This is a genomic window from Streptomyces sp. OfavH-34-F, from assembly GCF_022347745.1.
Lineage (GTDB): Bacteria > Actinomycetota > Actinomycetes > Streptomycetales > Streptomycetaceae > Streptomyces.
In genome coordinates this window covers 1-18,607 of sequence record NZ_JAKRGC010000118.1, presented here as the reverse complement: position 1 = coordinate 18,607, position 18,607 = coordinate 1, and the positions used below count along the sequence as shown (strand labels likewise).

Genomic DNA, 18,607 nt, shown 5'->3' with positions numbered 1-18,607 from the left:
GAGCAGGTCCTCGGTGCCGGTGGCGCGGGCGCGGTGGTCCGGGGCGAGGCAGTCGTGCAGGATGGGGCGCCACGCCTCGGGGAGGGCGGGCGAGAGCCGCAGCCCCTCGGTGCCGCGCGCGTACCGGGTCGCCGCGTCGGCGCGGGCCTCGGCGGAGGCGCCGGGGAGCGGGAACTCGCCGGTCAGGACGACGTGGGCGAGGACCCCGAAGGCCCAGACGTCGGCGGAGGGGCGGATGCGGGTGCCGCGCTCGTCGACCACGGGCCAGAGCAGTTCGGGCGGGGTGTAGTCGGGGGTGGCGAAGGCCGGGGTGTAGGCATGGGTGCCCTGCATCTCGGCCGCCATGTTGAAGTCGGCGAGCCGGGCGGAGCCGTCCGCCATGAGCAGCACGTTGGCCGGCTTCAGGTCGCCGTGCACCCAGCCCGCGTGGTGCAGCTGGTGCAGGCCCTCGCAGACCTGGGCCAGCAGGGCGGGCCCGGCGCCGGGGACGGCGGTACGGGCCAGCAGGGCGTCCAGGGAGCCTTCCGCCCGTTCCAGTACGAGGACGGTCGCGCCGTCCAGTTCGGGGTGGTCCGGGTCGTCGACGGTCAGGGTGTCGTACATCCGGATCAGCCGGGGCGAGCGCAGCCGCCGCAGCAGCCGCACCTCGCGCTCGGCGAGGTCGCGCAGGTGCTCCAGCTGGCGCGGGGTGCGGGTGCCGGTGGGCAGGAACTTGAGCGCGGCGCGGAGCGGAAGCCCGCCGTCCGGCGCGTCCTCGGCGCCCCGCGCGCCTCTGACACCCCACCCGCCGCCCCGCCTGCCCCGACCGCCCCGACCGCCCCGCCCGGCTCGCCCGTCCCGCTCGTCCTTCGTCTCCCGGTCGCGGGTCGCTTCGTACACCGTGGCGAACGCGCCCGACGCGAGGGGCTCGCGTACCTCCCACGGCCCGATCCGGTAGCCCCTGGGCACGGGCACCGCGTACGGCGGCGCGGTCATCGCGCGGCCCCGGCGCGCGCGGGGCCGAGCACGACGAGGTCGTCCTCGCGGACCAGGTCGAACCGCAGGGCGAGGGAGGCCAGGGACTCCTTCTTGCCATGGGTGCGGCGGCCGGGCTCGGCGGTGTCCGCGTCGGGCCGCAGCCGGAGCTTGAGGGCGAGGTAGTCGATGTTCCAGTACACCGCCGAGCGGCTGGCCTTGGGCCAGCCGGGGCGCAGCCGCTCCACGATCTCCTCGACGGCGGGCAGCGGGGCGTTCGGCTCACCGCGCAGCCGGCGTTCGCACAGGGCGACGAGGACGGCGAAGTACCGTTTGGTGCGGTCCAGGGCGAACGCCGGCAGCGTACCGACGCCGTCGAGGCCCTGGCGGCGCACGCTGCGGAAGGCGTGCCGGGGCGCCCAGACGTCGAAGGTGAGCAGATCACCGGCGGCGGGCAGGGTCACCCGCGACAGCTCGAACGGAACGGGTGCTTCCACCCGGCCCGGCGGCACCTTGACGTGTTCGCCGGCGCCCTCCGGGTTCTCCACGACGTAGGTCTGGTCCTCGCTGAGGTTGCTCAGCAGCCAGAACGTCCGGTGGGCCGTGATCTCGCCCGCGTTGCGCGGGACGCCCGGGTGGTCGATGAGGAGGTCGCCGGGTCCGTGGCAGGCCCGGCCGAAGGCGGCGCGTTCCCCCGAACCGATCCTGAGCTGTTCGGCGACGCTGCCGCACGAGGGTGGCACGATGATGACGCTGTACATGGAGTCGTCCCCCTTCCCCGGCTGCCCGGGGTCGTTCTCTCCAGTCAACTTCCCGGCAGAGTAGGGGAGTCGAAGGGGGACGGACGACGCATTCGGGCGCCACGGCGCGTCATCCGGCGCGGGGCGCGGGGAGGCGGGGCCGCTCGCCGGGCCGCCGGTCGTTCAGACCAGGAGCTTCGACTTCGCCCGCTGGTACTCGTCCTCGGTGATCGCGCCCCGGTCCTTGAGGTCGGCCAGTCTCGACAGGTCCTCGACGTGGTTGCCGCGGTGGCCGCCGGTTCCGCCGTCCGTTGCCGCCGCGTCCCTGATGTACGCCTTGAAGGCCGCGTCGCGTTCCTTCGCCTCCTGGACGTCCCGCCTGCTCATGGACTTGCCGCGGGCGATCACGTAGGCCAGGACGCCCAGGTACGGCAGCACCAGCGCGAGGATCAGCCACCCGGCCTTGGCCCAGCCGCTCAGGTCGTGGCTGCGGAAGATGTCCGTGATGACCCGGAAGAGCAGGAAGAGCCACATGATCCAGAGGAAGAACCAGAGCATCGTCCAGAACAGGTTGAGCAGGGGATAGTCGTCCATCGTCCGCTCCCTCGTCGCCGTCGGATGACGGTGAATGACTGCGAATGACTGAATCCAAAACCAGTCATATCACCACATTCACTCCACTGCTCGGCGGTGCGGACCGGGCGAGGGGGCGGTGGGGCGGTGGTGTCGTGCGGGCCGGCCGTCCTCTCGTGGTCAGGGGCGCCGCGAACATGCCGTAGAGTTGGGTTCACCGACGCGGGGTGGAGCAGCTCGGTAGCTCGCTGGGCTCATAACCCAGAGGTCGCAGGTTCAAATCCTGTCCCCGCTACTGAAGGATCAGGCCCGGTACGCAGACTGCGTGCCGGGCCTGATGCGTTGCGGGCCCCGGCGGACCGGCCGGTGCGCGGCGGCCTCGCTCCATCGGCGGTCGCGGAGTCGCCCGCGGGCCGCGCCGCGGCGAGGCTGGAAGGGGTGCGCGGTACCGTCCGCGGCAGCACCGGGCAGGAGACCGCAGGTGGGGAAGTGGGCGCGACGGTGGCGAGGACGCGGCGGCGCGGGCAGCCGCCGGTTCGTCCGGGTGCTTCCGGTGGCCATGATCGTCATCGGGGTGGTGTTCGACCTCCTCACCCCGCCCGTCTTCACCGCCGTCCCGATCTTCGCGGCCGCCCCGCTGATCGCCGCACCCTTCTTCGGCACCTGGGCGACGATCCGGGTCGGGGCCGCCGCGCTGCTCGCCGTCGCCGGCATCCGGATCGGCACCGGGGCGCTGACGGGCGCGGTGCCGTTTATCGAGATGCTCACCGTGCTGACGGTCTCCGTCCAGGCCGTGGTGATCAATCGCGTCGTGCTGCGCGGCAACGAACGGCTGGCGTCCGCCCGGATCATCGCCGAGACCGCCATGCGGGCCGTGCTGCCCGTGCCGCCCGAGCGGATCGGCGGACTCCAGGTGGCCGCACGCTACGAGGCGGCGCAGGCGGACGAGTTCGTCGGCGGCGACCTGTTCGCGGCGGCCGAGACCCCGTACGGGGTACGCCTGGTGCTCGGTGACGTACGCGGCAAGGGCCTCGAAGCGGTCGGCACGGTCGCGGTGGTGATCGGCGCGTTCCGGGAGGCGGCCGAGCAGGAGAAGTCGCTGGAGGGGGTGGCGCGCCGGCTGGACCGGGCGCTGGAGCGCGAGTCGGCCCGGCGGAGCGACCCGGAGGCCGCCGAGGGGTTCGTCACCGCCGTGCTCGCGGAGATCCCGCCGGGCGCGCGGATGGTGCGGATGGTGAACCGCGGCCACCCCGACCCGCTGCTGCTGTACGGGGACGGGGCGGTGGAGGCGCTGACGCCCTCGGAGCCGGCGCTGCCGCTGGGCATGGACCTCGGCGTGCGGGCGGACCGCGCGGACGAGTGGGGGATGCCGGCCGGCGGGACGCTCCTGTTCTTCACGGACGGCCTGTCCGAGGCCCGCGACGCGGACGGCGTCTTCTACGACCCGGCGGAGCGGCTGCGCGGGCGGCTGTTCCCGGGCCCGGAGGAACTGCTGTCCGCGCTCGCCGACGACGTACGGCTGCACACGGGGGGCGAGTCGACGGACGACATGGCGCTGCTCGCGGTCGCCCGGCAGGCGAAGGGGCAGCCCGACCGGCGCAGGACGGTGAAGATCGTCAAGCGGGACACCACCCTGCGTGACTGAAAGGCCCCGCTCCGCATAACATTTGACGCAACGTCAGAAAACACGTAGTGGCGGTACGCCGATCAACTCGCCCGGTTCCGCCCGGCTCTGTCCCGTAAAATCCCTGCTGAGAGCGTGAACGATCAGGGGGAACAGCTTGGAATCCGAGCCGTCTGTCTATTAACGTTCGATAACGCAGCGCGGTTGTCCCAGCCGTCGTCAGTGGCGGCACCGTGCGCGAGCGCCGAATTCCGCAAGGGAACCGGGGAACCACCAACATGGGGTGAATCGGGCGAATCTGTCTTCACGAGAGGCGGAGGAACCCGTAGGAGACCTTCCTGCTCCGAACCCGTCAGCTAACCCGGTAGGCGAGAAGGAAGGAAAGGAGTGCGCCCGCGTGGCGTCCAACAAGCCTGCCCCCGAAGCCCCCTCCCGGTTCGTGCCCGAGTACGGCGCCGACTACGCGGCCGCCCCCGGCACCTCGTACCTCCCGGAACAGGGCGGCGCCTACGCCACCGAGCGGGGCGGCGACTTCGGCACCGACGCCGGTTACGGCAGCGACTTCCGCGCCGGGGACACCGGCCCCGAGCGCACCTGGGACGAGTGGAACCCCACCGAGGAGACCGTCCGCCCCGTCCGCGGCAAGCACCGTGTCGCCAAGCAACGCAACGCTCTGGCCCGTAGCTCCACCGTCCTCGGTGTCGGCGTCATCGCGGCCGTCGGTGCGGGAGGCATGGCCACCGCGCAGAGCAAGCCGCCGGTCTCCATCTCCCTTCCCGATTCCATCCAGGACAATCTCCCCGACGCCACGTCTCTTCCCGGCGTGGGCGCGCTGTTCTCCTCCGACGAGGCCGGGACCGGGGCCGAGGCCCCCGCCACCACCACGGCCGCCGCCCCGCTGACCACCGCCGGCATCACCACCGCCGAGGCCGAGCAGGGCACCACGGACGCCGGCGAGGCGCTGCGCGCCCGCATCCTCCAGCAGGCCGAGCAGCAGTCCGCCGCCGCCGACGAGGAGGCCAAGGCGGCCGCCGAGAAGGCCGCCGCGGAGAAGGCCGCCGCCGAGGCGAAGAAGCAGCAGGACGAGGCCGAGGCCAAGGCCGCCGCCGAGAAGAAGAAGGCGGAGGAGGAGGCGAAGAAGAAGGCCGAGGCCCTGCGCCTGGCCAAGCTCGCCGCCAGCTACTCCCTCCCCACCTCCTCGTACACCATCACCTCGACCTACGGCCAGGCCGGTTCGATGTGGTCCTCCGGCCACCACACGGGCCTCGACTTCGCGGCCCCGACCGGTACGCCGGTCAAGGCCGTCCACGGCGGCACCATCACGTCGGCCGGCTGGTCCGGCTCGTACGGCTACCGCACGGTGCTGGAGCTGGAGGACGGCACCGAGGTGTGGTACTGCCACCAGTCCTCGATCGGTGTCACCGTCGGTCAGAAGGTCACCACCGGCGACACCATCGGCCGGGTCGGCGCGACCGGCAACGTGACCGGCCCGCACCTCCACCTGGAGGTCCACACCGCGGACGGCGCGGGCATCGACCCGATGAGCTGGCTCCGGGCCCGCGGCCTGAACGTCTGACCCCTCGGCCCGGGCCCCTGCCCGACGGCCCTTCCGAACCCCGGCAGCCCTGACGCACACCCCCCGACGTCAGGGCTGCCGGTTCGTGTACGGGTTCGAGTACGCGTAGGGGTACGCGGCGCCGTACGGGTACGGGCTCGGCGCGCCCGCGTACGGGTGCGGAACCGGGCTGCCATACGGCTGGGGCGTGCCGTGGGCATGGTGCGGCCAGGGCGGCGGGGTGCCGGGCGGACGGCGGTGGGTGGCGCGGGCCGCATACGCCAGGGCCGGGCCCGCGATCTCCCGGCGCTGCCACAGGTGGTGCAGCAGCTCCCGCTCGCGCGCGGCGAAGTCCGGGGGCACCGCGCCCCGGCGGGCCTGCCGCCGCAGGAAGCCGAGGGACGTCGCGAACGCCTCGTACTCCGCGACCGCGTGCGCCGCCGCCCTGCCCCGCTCCTTCGCCCCGGCCGGCGCGGTGTGAGCCGGGTGGTGTCCCGGCCAGGGGAGTGCGCCCGCCGTCCCGTACGTCTCGTACCTGCGGCGGGCCACGTTCCGGGCGAGGGCCCGGGCCCGCATCGAGGCGAGGGCGAGCGGTTCGGCCGGGGAGATCCACCCCGCCTCCGCGTACGCGGGAAGCTCGACGGCCAGGGAACGCAGCTCCCGGCGGCGCGCCCGGATCACCAGCCAGGTCACCACACCGAAGACGGGGACCATGAACGTTCCGTAGACGATGTAGAAGCCGTACCGGCCGAAGCTCACCGAGCCGTTCCACAGGGCGTGCATGCCCATGGCGAGGAGCAGCCCGCCGAGCGGCGCCGCGATCCGCCGGGCCCGCCGGCCCGGCGCCGTGGCGGCGGCGACGCCGAGGCCGATGCCGGTCAGGACGGTGAAGAGGGGGTGGGCGAAGGGCGTCATCACGGCCCGGATGAGGAACGTCGTCACGGTCACCGAGGCGAAGCCGGAGTCGGTCTGCTGGTCCTCGCCGAAGGCGTTGCCCAGATAGAGGATGTTCTCGGTGAAGGCGAAGCCCGTCGCGGTGAAGCCCGCGGCGACGGTGCCGTGCACCACCCCGGTGAACTCCCTTCTGCGGAAGAGGAGGAGCAGCAGGACGGCGGCGGCCTTCGCGCTCTCCTCGACGACCGGGGCTATGACGGTGGCGCCCAGGGTGTCCGCGTTGACCGGGTCGGCACCGGCGATCCACCGGGTCGCGAAGGAGTTGGCGAGGATCGCGACCAGGGCCGCCGTGCACGCTCCCCAGCCGAAGGCGAACAGCAGGTTGCGCCACGGCCCGGGGTCCACCCGGTCCAGCCAGCGGAAGGCGGCCATCAGTACCGGGACCGGCAGCACGGCCAGGCCCAGGCCGACGAGGAAGCCCTCGGTGCCGGTCTGGTCGCGGACGAGGGCGAGGATCACCACCCCGCAGAGCGCCAGCAGCGTGAAGACGGCGACCACTTGGAAGGTGCGGTTCCGCCAGAGCGCGCCGACGCGGCGGGGCCGGTAGCGCCACTGCCCCCGGCCCGGCACGGCGGCCGGGATCTCGCCGACCCGCTGCTCCTGGAGCACCGGGACGGACGGCTGATCCCGCCGTTGTCGCGGTACGGAGGCGTCGGACACCCTTCGACCCTAACGAGCGGCACCGACAGCGGCCATGGTGCGTCGGACGCCTCAGACGCGGGCGAAGAGGAGATCGTGGACCACGTGGCCCTTCCCCAGGCCCTGGCCCTCGAACCGGGTCTGCGGCCGGAACGCGGGGCGCGGGGCGTAGCCGCCGCCGGCCACGGTGTTCTCGAAGCGGGGGTGGGCGGTCAGCACCTCGAGCATCTGCTCGGCGTACGGCTCCCAGTCGGTCGCGCAGTGCACGATCGCTCCGGGCTTCAGCGGGCCCGCCACCAGGTCCAGGAACTCCGGCTGGATCAGCCGGCGCTTGTGGTGGCGGCTCTTGGGCCACGGGTCCGGGAAGTAGACGCGCAGCCCGTCCAGCGACTCCGGCTCCAGCATCTCGCGCAGCAGGATGATCGCGTCCCCGTTGGCGACCCGGACGTTGGTCGAGCCGTTGCGGTCGGCGAGCGCGAGGAGGTTGCCCTGGCCGGGTGTGTGGACGTCCACGGCGAGGATGCCGGTGCCCGGGTCGTCGGCGGCCATCTGCGCGGTGGCCTCGCCCATGCCGAAGCCGATCTCCAGCACGACCGGAAGCCCGTCGAACAGGGCGGGCAGGTCGAGGACGCGCAGCCCGTCGATGTCCAGGCCCCACTTGGGCCACAGCCGTTCCAGGGCGTTCTGCTGGCCGGGCGTGACCCGGCTGCGGCGCGGCTGGAAGCTGCGGATGCGGCGCTCGTGGTGCGACCCGGCCGGGTCCGCGGCGGGGCCGCCGGGGAAGCGGGGCTCCTGGCGCATGCGGCGCGCCCGCTCCAGGGACGCGATCCGCAGGTCGTCGGGGATTCCGGCGGTGGTGGGCGCGGTGCCGTCCGGCCCGGCGGGGGTGCCGGACGCCGGGCGGGAGGGGTTCATGGGCTCAGACACAATGCCCCCGATTCTACGGGGCCGCGCGGAGGCGGGGCGTCCGCTCGGTGGCCGTCCCGGCCCGGCGCAGGGCCCGGTGGGCCACCTCGCGGCCGATCGGCAGGGCGGCGGTGGCGGCGGGCGACGGCGCGTTCAGCACGTGCACCGTGTGCGGGGCCTCGCGGATCAGGAAGTCGTCGACCAGGGTGCCGTCCCGGAGCACGGCCTGGGCGCGGACCCCGGCGGGGGAGGGGCGCAGGTCGTCCTCGGTGACGTCGGGCAGCAGGCGCCGGACCGCTTCGGTGAAGGCGCGCTTGGACAGCGAGCGGTGCACCTCGCCCGCCCCGTAGCGCCAGTGCTTGCGGGCGATGTGCCAGGAGCCGGGCCAGCTCAGCGTGGACAGCAGCTCGCGGGGCCGCACGGCCTGCCGGTCGTAGCCCTCGCGGGCCGTCGCCGGCACCGCGTTCGGGCCGACGTGCACCGAGCCGTCGAAGCCCCGGGTCAGGTGGACGCCGAGGAACGGGAACGCCGGGTCGGGCACCGGGTAGACGAGCCCGCGCACCAGCTCGGGCCGCGCCAGCTCGTAGTACTCCCCCCGGAACGGCACGATCCGCATTCCCGGCTCGTCGCCCGCCAGCCGGGCGACGCGGTCGCAGTGGAGTCCCGCGCAGTTGACCAGGACGCGGGCCCGGACCACCAGGCCGTCCGCCGTGCGCACGGCGACGCCCCAGGGGCGGCGGTCGATCGCTGTGACCTCCGCGCCGAACCGGATCACGCCGCCCGCGCCGCGTACCTCGTCGGCCAGGTGTCCGGCGACGGCCCGGTAGTCGCACACCCCGGTCGTGCCGACCCGGATCGCGGCGAGGCCGCGCACCTTCGGCTCGTACTCGGCGATCTGCGCGGGGCCCAGCTCGCGCACCGGCAGGCCGTGCTGCCGGCCGCGCTGGACCAGGGCGTGCAGCCGGGGCAGCTCGGCGCGGTCCGTGGCGACGATCAGCTTGCCCGTGACGGCGTGGGGGATGGCGTGCTCCCGGCAGAAGTCGACCATCTCGGCGCCGCCGGTCAGCGCGTACCGGGCCTTGAGGGAGCCCGGCGGGTAGTAGATCCCGCTGTGGATCACCCCGCTGTTGCGGCCCGTCTGGTGGCGGGCCGGGCCGTGCTCCTTCTCCAGGACCGTCACCCGCGTGCCCGGCGCGGACCGGGTGAGCGCGTACGCGGTCGACAGACCGACGATCCCGCCGCCGATCACCAGCACGTCGCAGTCGTACGCCGCGTGCGTCATCATCACGCCACCTCCCACCCCGATAGTGCACTGACCCACTGACAACCGGCTCAAACCCCGTAAGGCCGTGTGGCGCGTCCCGGCGTGCGGACGCGGCGGCCGGCCCGCCGGGCCGGCCGGTCGCGCACCGGCTCGTTACGCCGGGGCGACGAGCAGGGGGCGGGCGCGTTCGCGCAGCTCGGCGACGCGGGGCTCGTCCCCGTACGGTTCCAGCCGGTGCAGCAGGTCGCGCACGTACTCGGTGGTGCGCGCGGAGGAGATGCGGCCGGCCACCTCCACGGCCCGCGTACCGGCCGCGCAGGCCGCGTCCAGGTTGCCCGACTCCAGTTCGGCGACGGCCGACACGACGAGCCGCAGCCCGTGCGAGCGGACGAATTCCTCGGTGGGCCGGGACAGCGCCTGCTCGGTGAAGCGGCGCACCTGGCGCGGGGCCTTGAGGTCGAGATGGCACTCGGCGGCGTCGGCCGCGAATCTGTCGTACGAGTAGAAGCCCAGCCAGGCGGGGTCGGCGTCGCCCTCGCGGGACCGCTCCAGCCAGCTCTCGGACGCCTTGAGCGCGGCCCCCGCGGCCGGCGCGTCGTTCGCCTTGGCGTGGGCGCGGGCCTCCACCAGGCGGAAGAAGCTCATGGTGCGCGCGGTCGCCAGGCCCCGGTTGCGTTCGACGGCGGCCTGCGCGAGGTCGACCCCCTCGTCGGCGAAGCCGCGGTAGGTCGCCTGGAGCGACATCGATGCCAGGACGTAGCCGCCGAGCGGTACGTCGGCCGCCGCCCGTGCCAGGCGCAGGGCCTGGATGTAGTAGCGCTGGGCCGCTTCCTGCTGGCCGGTGTCGAAGGCCATCCAGCCCGCGAGCCGGGTCAGCTCGGCCGCCGCCCCGAACAGGGCCCGGCCGACCTCGTCGCTGTACGAGCCGAGCAGCAGCGGGGCCGCGTCCACGCGTAAGCACTCCGGGACCATCGAGGAGCGCCAGTCGCCGCCGCCGTACTTGGAGTCCCAGCGGCGCGCGTCCTGGGCGGCCTCGCGGAGTTTGGAGACGTCGCTGTGGCCCACGCGCAGCGAGGAGGCGTCGGCGCCGGACTCGGGGCCGGGCTGGGCAGGGATGAGGAGGCTGTTCCCGGGGGCCGGCGGGGCGGGGGTGCCGGGCGTCGCGGGCGCGCCCGGTGCGTCGTGCGCCCCCGGTGCGCCCTGTGCGCCGGGGGACTGTCCGCCGACCGTCGCCGGGGTCCGTGCCACCGACGCGTCGGCGGGGGATATCAGCCAGCGGGACGCGGGGGTGGCGTACGCGCTGACGGAGAAGGAGCCCGCCAGTGACTGCCAGATCCCACCGCCGCCGCCCCGGCGCCCGGCCAGATCCAGTCGGTACAGCTCCGTCGCCGACCGCACCGCCGCGTCGACGTTGCGCGGGAAGGCCAGGCCGACCTCCGGCGCCGGGTCGGCGTCGGCGAGCCCGATCTCGTGCAGCGGGACGGGCCGGCCGAGCTTGGCGCCGATCGCCGCCGCGATGAGATGGGGCGCGGCGCCCTGCGGGACCATGCCCTTGGAGACCCACCGGGCGACCGACGTCTTGTCGTACCGAAGGGTCAGACCGCGCTGCGCCCCGAGGTCGTTGACCCGCCGCGCGAGCCCGGCGTTGCTGATTCCCGCGAGGGCGAGAACGGTGCCGAGCTTCTCGTTCGGTCCGCGTTGCTCCCTGGACATGGCCACCCCTCGACACACAGACGGCAGCCGCGTCACCGTCACGGCGCGCGGCATTCGTACCGTGTTCTCCCCAGGGACGAACCCCGTCACTCCGCCCGCACACGCATTTGGCCGTGCCACGGGGAATATGCCGCCCTGCCGAGAACATCGATGCACCCAGCGTAGTTCGTCGCATCCCTACCGTTAAGGGCCGGACGTCCGTATGGCGGGATTGTTGTCCACCCCGAACGGACGCCGGGAGCTTTGGGGCGAGGGGCGACGCGAGGGGCGGACGGGGCACCGGGGGCGAACACGCGACGGAGGAAGGGCGGAGGAGGAGCGAGGGGAATGAGGGGGCGCGGGGGAGGGTACGTGGAGGTCTTCCGGCCCCCGTCCCCGACCGGCCCGGAACGGTGTGCGAACCGCTCGCGCCACCGCTCCGGGCCGGTCGCCGCCGTGCTCCGCGACCCCGCCGACCAGCACGGACCGGCGCGAGGGCGTACGTGTGCGCGGCCTCTTCCGCCCGCTCCCGGCCGCCGTCGCGGGGTCCGTCGGGGGCGTTGGCGTGTGCCCCCCGGTGTGTGGCCGTGCGCCCGCACGTGCGCTCTGGCCGGGCCTCGGGGGCAGCGCTTGCATGGGTGCTGCGTGGATCGGCTCGCTGAGCTGGAAGCAGGGAGCTGGGGGAATCGCCGCCTCATTCCCCGCAGGCGGTGGACCCGGTCCGGGGGGCGAGGCCCGCCTCCCGGACCGTGCGTGCAGGGGGGTGCGGGGGCGTCCCGCGGGGGAGGACGCCCCTGGGGGACGCCCGGCCGCGCCGGGCGCGGAAGCGCCCAGCCGAACGGGGGCATACGGGGGCGAAGGGGGCGGCTGATCGCGGGGTCGGCGGTTCCCTCTTCATATGAAAATGGCTGGATCTCGACGGTCGGTCGGGGTCGGGCCGGGGTGCGCGCCGACCGTCCGGCGACCGCGCCTCCGGGGCGCCCGGCATGGCCGGAAGCGGATGTTCGCACCCGGCGCCGACGGGGAACGCAACGGCCGCCCGTCGCCCCCGGGTTGGCCTCCCCGGCGACGCGCGGAGGCCGTGCGCGGGCCGCGCGGCCCGTCGTTCGCCCTCCGGCCTTTGCCAGGGGCGCATGCGCGTACGACGTGCGCCGTCCGTAGCCACTCCCGCGCGCCGTTGTCGTGGCAGCATGTCCGCAACGGCGCCGATCGCCACCGGAGTTCTCCGGGTGCCTGCCTGCCGCGCCGTTTTTGTCCACAGCCTGTGGAGGCGGCGATGCGTTGGTTGGTGGGTTGGAGCAGTATCGCCGCGAGCTTCGGCACGGCCGGGGCGGTCGGCGGCGGTGACGACGGGCGCACGATGCATCCCGTGGGTTCCCAACTCCTGTGGGGAGACCCCGATCCGCTCTGGGCGGTCGGCGACTGGCGGCCCGATGAGATCCGCACCGTCCGGGTGGACACCGCCGAGGGCGCCCCCACCGTCCGGCTCGCCGTCCTCGGCTGCTGCGGCGCCACCGACGAACAGCTGCGCGTCGGACTCCTCGCCGCACGCGGCGGCGCCCTGCGCCACCTCACCGCATGGACCGGCAGCTACACGGCCGTCGTTCAGATCGGCCGCCGGATCACCGTCGTCGGCGACCTCGCCGGAGCCCGCCCCGTCTTCTACACGCCCTGGGCGGGCGGCACGGCGTACGCCACCGCCGCCCTCCCGCTGGCCGACCTGATCGAGGCCCAGCTGGACATCGGGCACCTGGCCGCGCTGCTGGCCTGTCCCGAGACCCCGGAGGCGCTGGGCGACGGCACCCCCTACGCGGGCGTGAAGCGCATCCCGCCCGGCCACGCCCTGATCCTCCGCGAGGGCTCACGCGAGATCACCGGCTACGAGGCCGTCGCCTCCCTCGCCGTGGCCGCGCCCCAACTCGACCCGGTGAGCGCTGTGGAAGGCGTCCGCGACGCCCTGGTCGAAGCGGTACGCGCCCGGCTCCTGGCCCCCCGCCACGCCCCGGAGACCCTGCCGCCCGACCCCGGCCCGGTGCCCGGCATGGGGCCCGCCGAACGCCGCGCCGCGCGAGGCGCCCCCGTGCCCGGCATCGGCGCCGACCTCTCCGGCGGCAGCGCCTCGGCGACCCTCGCCCTGCTCGCCGCCGGGCTCCCCGGACTGCCCGGCACGATTCTGGGGCACGGCACCGGCGCGGGGGAGCGGCTGCTCGCCGTCACCTTCAACGATCTGACGACCCGCGCCCACGAACCCGAACTCGAACGCGCCCGCGCCATCGCCGCCAACCCCCGCCTGCACCACGTCGTCGTCGCGGCGGGCGAGGAGGCCCTGCCCTACGCCGCGCTGGGCACCGGCGCGCTCACCGACGAGCCCGCCCCCTCCCTCGTCCTCGCCGAACGCCACCGCCGCCGGCTCTCCGCGGGCAGCGCCGACCACTTCGTGGGCGCCGGAGCCCGCCAAGTGCTCGACGCCCATCCGGCCCGCCTCGCCGACCTGCTCATGGACCGGCGCCGACGCCACCTGCTGCGCCCGGTCGCGGCGCTCGCCAAGGCGGAAGGCCCTTCAGCCCAGTCGCTGTTCGTGCCGCTGACGGTCTATCGGGCGGCCCGCCGCCTCGCCCGCACGTCGTACCGGACCGGCCTGGAAACCGCCGCCGGACGACTGCCCGAGGCCAACCGTGTGGCGCCGGGGCTCGACACCCCCGCCGACGCCTCGCTCGCCGCACTTGCCTGGTCGCGGCCGGGGCCGGCGGCGCGCTGGCTGACCGGCGAGGCCCTCGCCGAAGTATCGGTTCGTCTCCAGGAGGCGGCGATCCGCCCCTCCTCCGTCCAGCGCCCGGGCGAGGCCCGGGCCAGGGCCGCGCTCGCCCGCAGCGCCGCCGACCACCGCATCCTGGAGCAGGCCGCCGAGATCCGCTCCCAGCGGCTCCACGCCCCCTTCCTCGACAACCAGGTCGTACGCGCCGCCCGCGCGCTCCCCGAATCCCTGCGGGTCCAGCCGGGCGCCCGCGCGGCGATCCTGCGCCGGGTGCTGGCCGGAGCGGGCATCCACGAACTGCCTCCCGGGTGGGGCGCGCCCTCGCAGCACACCTCCACCACCGTGACCCGGACCGGGCTGCGCGCCGCTCTGCCCGAGCTGATCGCCCTCTTCGACGCGCCGCTGCTCGCGGACGCCGGCCTGGTCGAGGCCCGCGTCGTCCGCAAGGCCCTGCGCGCCGCCGCCGACGGCGAGCCGCTGCCCCTGGACGGCCTCGCCGATCTCGCCTCCACGGAGCTGTGGCTGCGCCGCCTCGTCTCCCGGCGCGGCACCTGCTGGACGGGCACGGCGGCCCCCCGCCAGCGCGCGGTGGCCGGAGGCGTCGTCCCGGCCCGGCGCTCGCTCCAGGGATGAGCCGGGGCCGCTCGCGCGGCCCCTTCGGGCCGTCCTGGCCGGGCAGGGGGCAGGACACAATGGTGAGGTGCGGTATCTGATCCTGGGCGCCACCGAGGCGCGAGACGAGCACGGGGACGCGCTGCCCCTCGGCGGCAGCAGGCTGCGCGCCCTTCTCGCCGCCCTCGCCCTGCGCCCGGGCCGCCCCGTCCCCGTCGCCGATCTGGTCGACGACGTCTGGGCGGACGATCTCCCGGCGGACGCCCCGGCCGCCCTCCAGGCCCTCGTCGGGCGGCTGCGCAGGGTGCTCGGCCGGGAGGCGGTGACCCGAACGCCGGGCGGCTACCGCCTGACGGCCGGTCCGCAGGACGTGGACCTGTACGAGTTCGAGCGGCTGGCCCGGCAGGGCGGTGCCGCGCTCGACTCCGGGCAGCTGGAGGAGGCCGCCCGCAGCCTGCGGACCGCGCTCGCCCTGTGGCGCGGTCCGGCCCTGGCCGACCTGCCGGGCGGCGGCCACGGCCACGCCCTCCGCCCGGAGGCCCACCGCCTGGCCACGCTGGAACGCCGCGTCGAGGCGGACCTGCGGAGGGTGAGCGGCGGCCGGGGCACCGCGCCCGCCTCCGCGCCCTCCGCCGCCGATCTGGTCGCCGAGCTGACGGAGCTGGTCGCCGCCCACCCGTACGACGAGCGCTTCCGGGCGCAGCACATACGGGCGCTGCGCGCCGACGGCCGGCAGGCCGACGCGCTCGCCGCGTACGAGGAGGCCCGCCGCGCCCTGGCCGAAGGACTCGGTACCGACCCCGGACCGGACCTGGTGGCCCTGCACCGCGAACTGCTCACGCCGGCACCGGTTTTCGCGCCGGGTGCCGAGATGCCCGCCGCCCCGGGCTCTCCCGGTCCCGCACGGGCTGCGACGGCCGCACGGGCTGCCGCGTCCGCGCCTGCACCGGCTTCCGCGCCCGCGCCGGTTTCCACGTCCGCGCCCGCCACCGCGCCGGCTTCCCCGCCCGCATCGTCTTCCCCGCCCGCCACCGCAGCGCCCGCCGTGTCCGTTCACGCTGCCGGGGCCGCATCGGCCTCCGCATCGGCCCCCGCTGCGGCTCCCGACTCCAGGTTCGGGCAGGCCGCCGCTGAAACCGGGCTGTTTCACGTGAAACCCACCCGGAGCAATCTGCGCCCCCGGCTCACCTCGTTCGTGGGGCGCGAGCCCGAACTCCGCGCCATCCACGACGATCTGACCCGCTCCCGACTGGTCACGCTCACCGGCCCCGGCGGCTCGGGCAAGACCCGGCTCGCCGAGGAGGCAGCGGCCCATCAGGACCTCGTCGCCGGCGTTCCCGGCGCCACCCCGCCGGAGGTCTGGATCGCCGAACTCGCGCCCGTGGAGGACCCGGAAGCCGTCCCGGACGCCGTGCTCTCCGCGCTCGGGCTGCGCGAGACCACTCTGCTGCGGGACAACGCCCTCGACGGGACACCCCCGCGCGCCGACCCCGTCGATGTGCTGGTGGACCGCCTCGGCCACGGCTCCCGCCCCGCGCCGGTCCTCCTCATCCTGGACAACTGCGAGCACGTCATCGGGGCCGCCGCCGCGCTGGCCGAGACCTTGCTGACCCAGTGCCCGTACCTGCGCATCCTCGCCACCAGCCGGGAACCGCTCGCCGTGCCCGGCGAGTCCGTGCGGCCGGTCGGGCCGCTCCCGGCGGACCCGGCGCACCGCCTGTTCACCGAGCGGGCCAGGGCCGTACGACCCGGCTTCGACCCGGAACAGGGGGCCGCGCACGACGCGGACGCCGTCGCGGAGATCTGCCGTCGGCTGGACGGGCTGCCGCTGGCCATCGAACTGGCCGCCGCCCGGCTCCGCCTGCTCGGGCCACGGCAGATCGCGGACCGCCTCGACGACAGGTTCCGCCTGCTGACGGGTGGCAGCCGGACCGTGCTGCCCCGGCAGCAGACCCTGCGCGCGGTGGTCGACTGGTCCTGGGACCTTCTGGACGAGGACGAGCGCACGGCCCTGTGCCAGGTCTCCGTCTTCGCCGGGGGCTGGGACCTGGCCGCCGCCGAGGCGGTGATCAGCACACCGGCCGCGCCCGGCCGGCCCGCCGCCGACACTGCCGACCTGCTCGGCGCGCTGGTCGACAAGTCCCTGGTGGTGGCCGCCCCGGCGGCGGACGGCGCGATGCGCTACCGCCTCCTGGAGACGATCCACGAGTACGCCGCCGAGCGGTGCGCCGAAGTCCCTCAGGTGCGCGCCGCCGCCGAGCGCGCGCACACCGCGTACTTCCTCGCCCTGGTCGAGGAGGCCGAACCACGGCTGCGCTCCGCTGAACAGCTCCCCTGGATACAGCGCCTGGAGACCGACCTCGACAACATCCGGGCCGCCCTCCAGCGCACCACCGCGCCCACCGCACCCACCGAGGCGGAAGCCGCCCGTCTGGTGCTGGGCATGGGCTGGTTCTGGTGGCTGCGCAACTACCGCTCCGAGGGCCTGTCCTGGACCCAGCGGGCCCGCTCGCTCGGACCCGACCCCACCGACGAGTCGGACCCCCGCTTCTGGCCCCGGATGAACCTGCATCTGCTGTGGTTCTTCTACGCGGCGGAGAGCGGGCACTCCGCGCTGGCCCAGGGCGACTCCGCACTCCACGCGCTCGTGACGCGGGTGGCCGACGCGTTCGCCGCCTCCCACACGCACGGGGTGCGCTTCCCGGGACTGCTCTGGCCGATGACCTCCTACCTCACCGGCACCTCGGAGGACACGCGGGCGAGGATCGACACGGCGGTCGCCAACGCCCGCGAGCACGGCGAACCGTGGGAGTACGGCGTCATCCTGATGTTCCGCGCGCACCTGCGGGTGGACATGCCCGGCGGGATGCCCGGCATCGACGACGACCTCGACGAGCTGCGCGTCCTGAGCCGCCGCGTCGGCGACCGCTGGATGCGGGCCCAGGTGGCGAGCGCGGTGGCCGAGGCGGGCATGATGCGCGGGCGCTACGAGGAGGCGCGGACGGCCTACGAGGAGGCGCTGCTGCTCTGCCGCGAGGTCGGCGCCCACGCCGAGGCACCGTTCCACCTGGCCCGCCTCGCCGAACTCTCCTACCGCACCGGCGACCCGGCCGACGCCCGGCAGCGGCTGGACAGCGCGGAGATCGAGGCCGAGCGCCACCAGACGCACGATGCCATGGCGTACATCCACTATCTGCGCGCCACCATGGCGTTCCACCGGGGCGACATCGCGGACGCCCGGCGGCTGATCGACGCCGCGGTGGAGGAGGCCGGGCGCGGCGGCCCGCCGTCGCACTTCACGGTGGCGATGGCCGGTCTGTCGGCCCGGATCGCCGTGTACGAGCCGGAGCCCGCGGGCGGACTGGCCGTGGGGTCGCGCGGGGTGGCCGAGTGCCTGGTCGCGGCGCGGGAGGCGCAGTGCGCGGAGAGCGTCACGGCTCTGCTGGCGGACGGCGCGGTGACGGTCCTGGCGAAGCTGGGCCACCACGCGTCCGCCGTCCGCGTCTTCGCCGCCTGCGACGAGTGGCGGCGGGTGTCGAGTCCTAGGACCGAGGGGGAGCGGGCCGAGATCGAGGCGGCGGCGCGCCTGTGCCGCGAGGAGCTGGGCGCCGCCCGCTACGAACGGGAACGCGCCGCCGGCCGCGCGCTGACCCTGGACGACGTCATCGACCTGCTGACGGAGGCCGTCGCGGAGGAGCCGCCCCTCAGCGGCAGCTGATGCGGGACGAGGCCCAGTCCGCGAGGGCGATCCCGCCGAACGGTCGCTCCGGCTCCACGACGAGGCGAATCCGCTGCTGCCCCTCGACGTTCACCCCGACGGGCACGGCGGGTTCGCCTCCGCGCACCACGGGGGACTCCCACAGGCGCGCACCGTCACCGCCGAACACCGAGAACCGCATCGCGCCGAGCCCGCGCGTCAGGTCGTCCACCCCGGCCATCGCCTCGTACCGGGTGCACTGGCGGTTCAACTGGATGACCACCGAGGAACGGCTGCTGACGGTCACCCCGTGGGCGTACGGCGAGCCGCCGATCGACAGATTGGAACGCTGCCAGACCCAGCCGCTCTCGCCGAGCACGACCTCGGGCGCGGTGTGGTCGCCGAAGACGGTGTAGGCCAGCTCGTTCACCTGGTAGATCTCCGGCGCCGGTGCGGGGGGCGGCGGTGTGGGAGTCGGAGTCGGAGGCGGCGGGGTCGGCGTGGGCGTCGGGGTCGGCGTGGGAGTGGGCGTCGGGGTAGGGCTCGGGGTGGGCGTCGGGGTCGGTGTCGGCGTGGGCTCCGGAGGCGTGGGCTCCGGCGGCGCGGGGCGCGGTGGCGTCGGCTCCGGTTGCGGCGGGGCCG

12 protein-coding genes, 1 tRNA gene and 1 riboswitch are annotated in these 18,607 nt (G+C 75.0%); of the genes, 5 read left to right on the top strand and 8 right to left on the bottom strand.

Annotation, left to right across the window (positions count from 1 at the left end):
• The 3 genes from MHW47_RS18555 to MHW47_RS18545 all read right to left on the bottom strand — a co-directional run.
• Positions 1-975, bottom strand: a 975-nt coding sequence (locus tag MHW47_RS18555; protein ID WP_239224681.1) for a protein kinase, incomplete at its 3' end; no start/stop codon positions are given.
• Positions 972-1,715 carry an FHA domain-containing protein gene (locus tag MHW47_RS18550; RefSeq protein ID WP_239224680.1) on the bottom strand — a complete coding sequence of 248 codons (744 nt, stop codon included), beginning with the start codon at positions 1,713-1,715 and terminating at the stop codon, positions 972-974. The genes MHW47_RS18555 and MHW47_RS18550, both read right to left, overlap by 4 nt.
• Before the next feature lie 162 nt (positions 1,716-1,877).
• The gene (locus MHW47_RS18545) at positions 1,878-2,288 is read right to left on the bottom strand and encodes an SHOCT domain-containing protein (RefSeq protein ID WP_239224679.1); all 411 of its coding nucleotides are present in this window, start codon (positions 2,286-2,288) and stop codon (positions 1,878-1,880) included.
• 200 nt (positions 2,289-2,488) lie between these two features.
• On the opposite strand from MHW47_RS18545, the gene MHW47_RS18540 reads away from it, so the two are divergent.
• From MHW47_RS18540 to MHW47_RS18530, 3 genes are all read left to right on the top strand, one after another.
• Positions 2,489-2,562, top strand: a tRNA-Met gene (locus MHW47_RS18540).
• A 186-nt stretch (positions 2,563-2,748) separates the two neighbouring features.
• Positions 2,749-3,912, top strand: coding sequence for a PP2C family protein-serine/threonine phosphatase (locus tag MHW47_RS18535; protein ID WP_374230113.1), 1,164 nt, complete (start codon positions 2,749-2,751; stop codon positions 3,910-3,912).
• Positions 3,913-4,123: 211 nt separating this feature from the next.
• A riboswitch (cyclic di-AMP (ydaO/yuaA leader) is annotated at positions 4,124-4,277 on the top strand.
• 11 nt (positions 4,278-4,288) lie between these two features.
• Entirely contained in the window at positions 4,289-5,467 is a 1,179-nt protein-coding gene (locus MHW47_RS18530) for a M23 family metallopeptidase (RefSeq protein WP_239224677.1), read from the top strand.
• A gap of 69 nt (positions 5,468-5,536) precedes the next feature.
• Here the strand turns inward: MHW47_RS18530 and MHW47_RS18525 are convergent, their stop codons facing one another.
• The 4 genes from MHW47_RS18525 to MHW47_RS18510 all read right to left on the bottom strand — a co-directional run bounded on the left by MHW47_RS18525 (position 5,537) and on the right by MHW47_RS18510 (position 10,922).
• Complete coding sequence (locus MHW47_RS18525) at positions 5,537-7,060, bottom strand: PrsW family intramembrane metalloprotease (RefSeq protein ID WP_239224676.1); 1,524 nt, start codon at positions 7,058-7,060, stop codon at positions 5,537-5,539.
• A gap of 51 nt (positions 7,061-7,111) precedes the next feature.
• On the bottom strand, positions 7,112-7,954 hold the full coding sequence (gene trmB / locus MHW47_RS18520; RefSeq protein ID WP_239224682.1) for a tRNA (guanosine(46)-N7)-methyltransferase TrmB: 843 nt from the start codon (positions 7,952-7,954) through the stop codon (positions 7,112-7,114).
• 25 nt (positions 7,955-7,979) lie between these two features.
• Entirely contained in the window at positions 7,980-9,230 is a 1,251-nt protein-coding gene (gene lhgO / locus MHW47_RS18515; protein WP_239224674.1) for an L-2-hydroxyglutarate oxidase, read from the bottom strand.
• A 132-nt stretch (positions 9,231-9,362) separates the two neighbouring features.
• Positions 9,363-10,922 carry a sporulation protein gene (locus tag MHW47_RS18510; RefSeq protein WP_239224673.1) on the bottom strand — a complete coding sequence of 520 codons (1,560 nt, stop codon included), beginning with the start codon at positions 10,920-10,922 and terminating at the stop codon, positions 9,363-9,365.
• A 1,255-nt stretch (positions 10,923-12,177) separates the two neighbouring features.
• Here MHW47_RS18510 and MHW47_RS18505 point away from each other — a divergent pair.
• The gene (locus MHW47_RS18505; RefSeq protein ID WP_239224672.1) at positions 12,178-14,289 is read left to right on the top strand and encodes an asparagine synthase-related protein; all 2,112 of its coding nucleotides are present in this window, start codon (positions 12,178-12,180) and stop codon (positions 14,287-14,289) included.
• Between the two features lie 67 nt (positions 14,290-14,356).
• Positions 14,357-17,986 carry a BTAD domain-containing putative transcriptional regulator gene (locus MHW47_RS18500; RefSeq protein ID WP_239224670.1) on the top strand — a complete coding sequence of 1,210 codons (3,630 nt, stop codon included), beginning with the start codon at positions 14,357-14,359 and terminating at the stop codon, positions 17,984-17,986.
• Here the strand turns inward: MHW47_RS18500 and MHW47_RS18495 are convergent.
• Positions 17,973-18,607: NPCBM/NEW2 domain-containing protein (locus MHW47_RS18495; RefSeq protein WP_239224669.1), on the bottom strand; the 635-nt coding region annotated here is incomplete at its 5' end. The genes MHW47_RS18500 and MHW47_RS18495 overlap by 14 nt on opposite strands.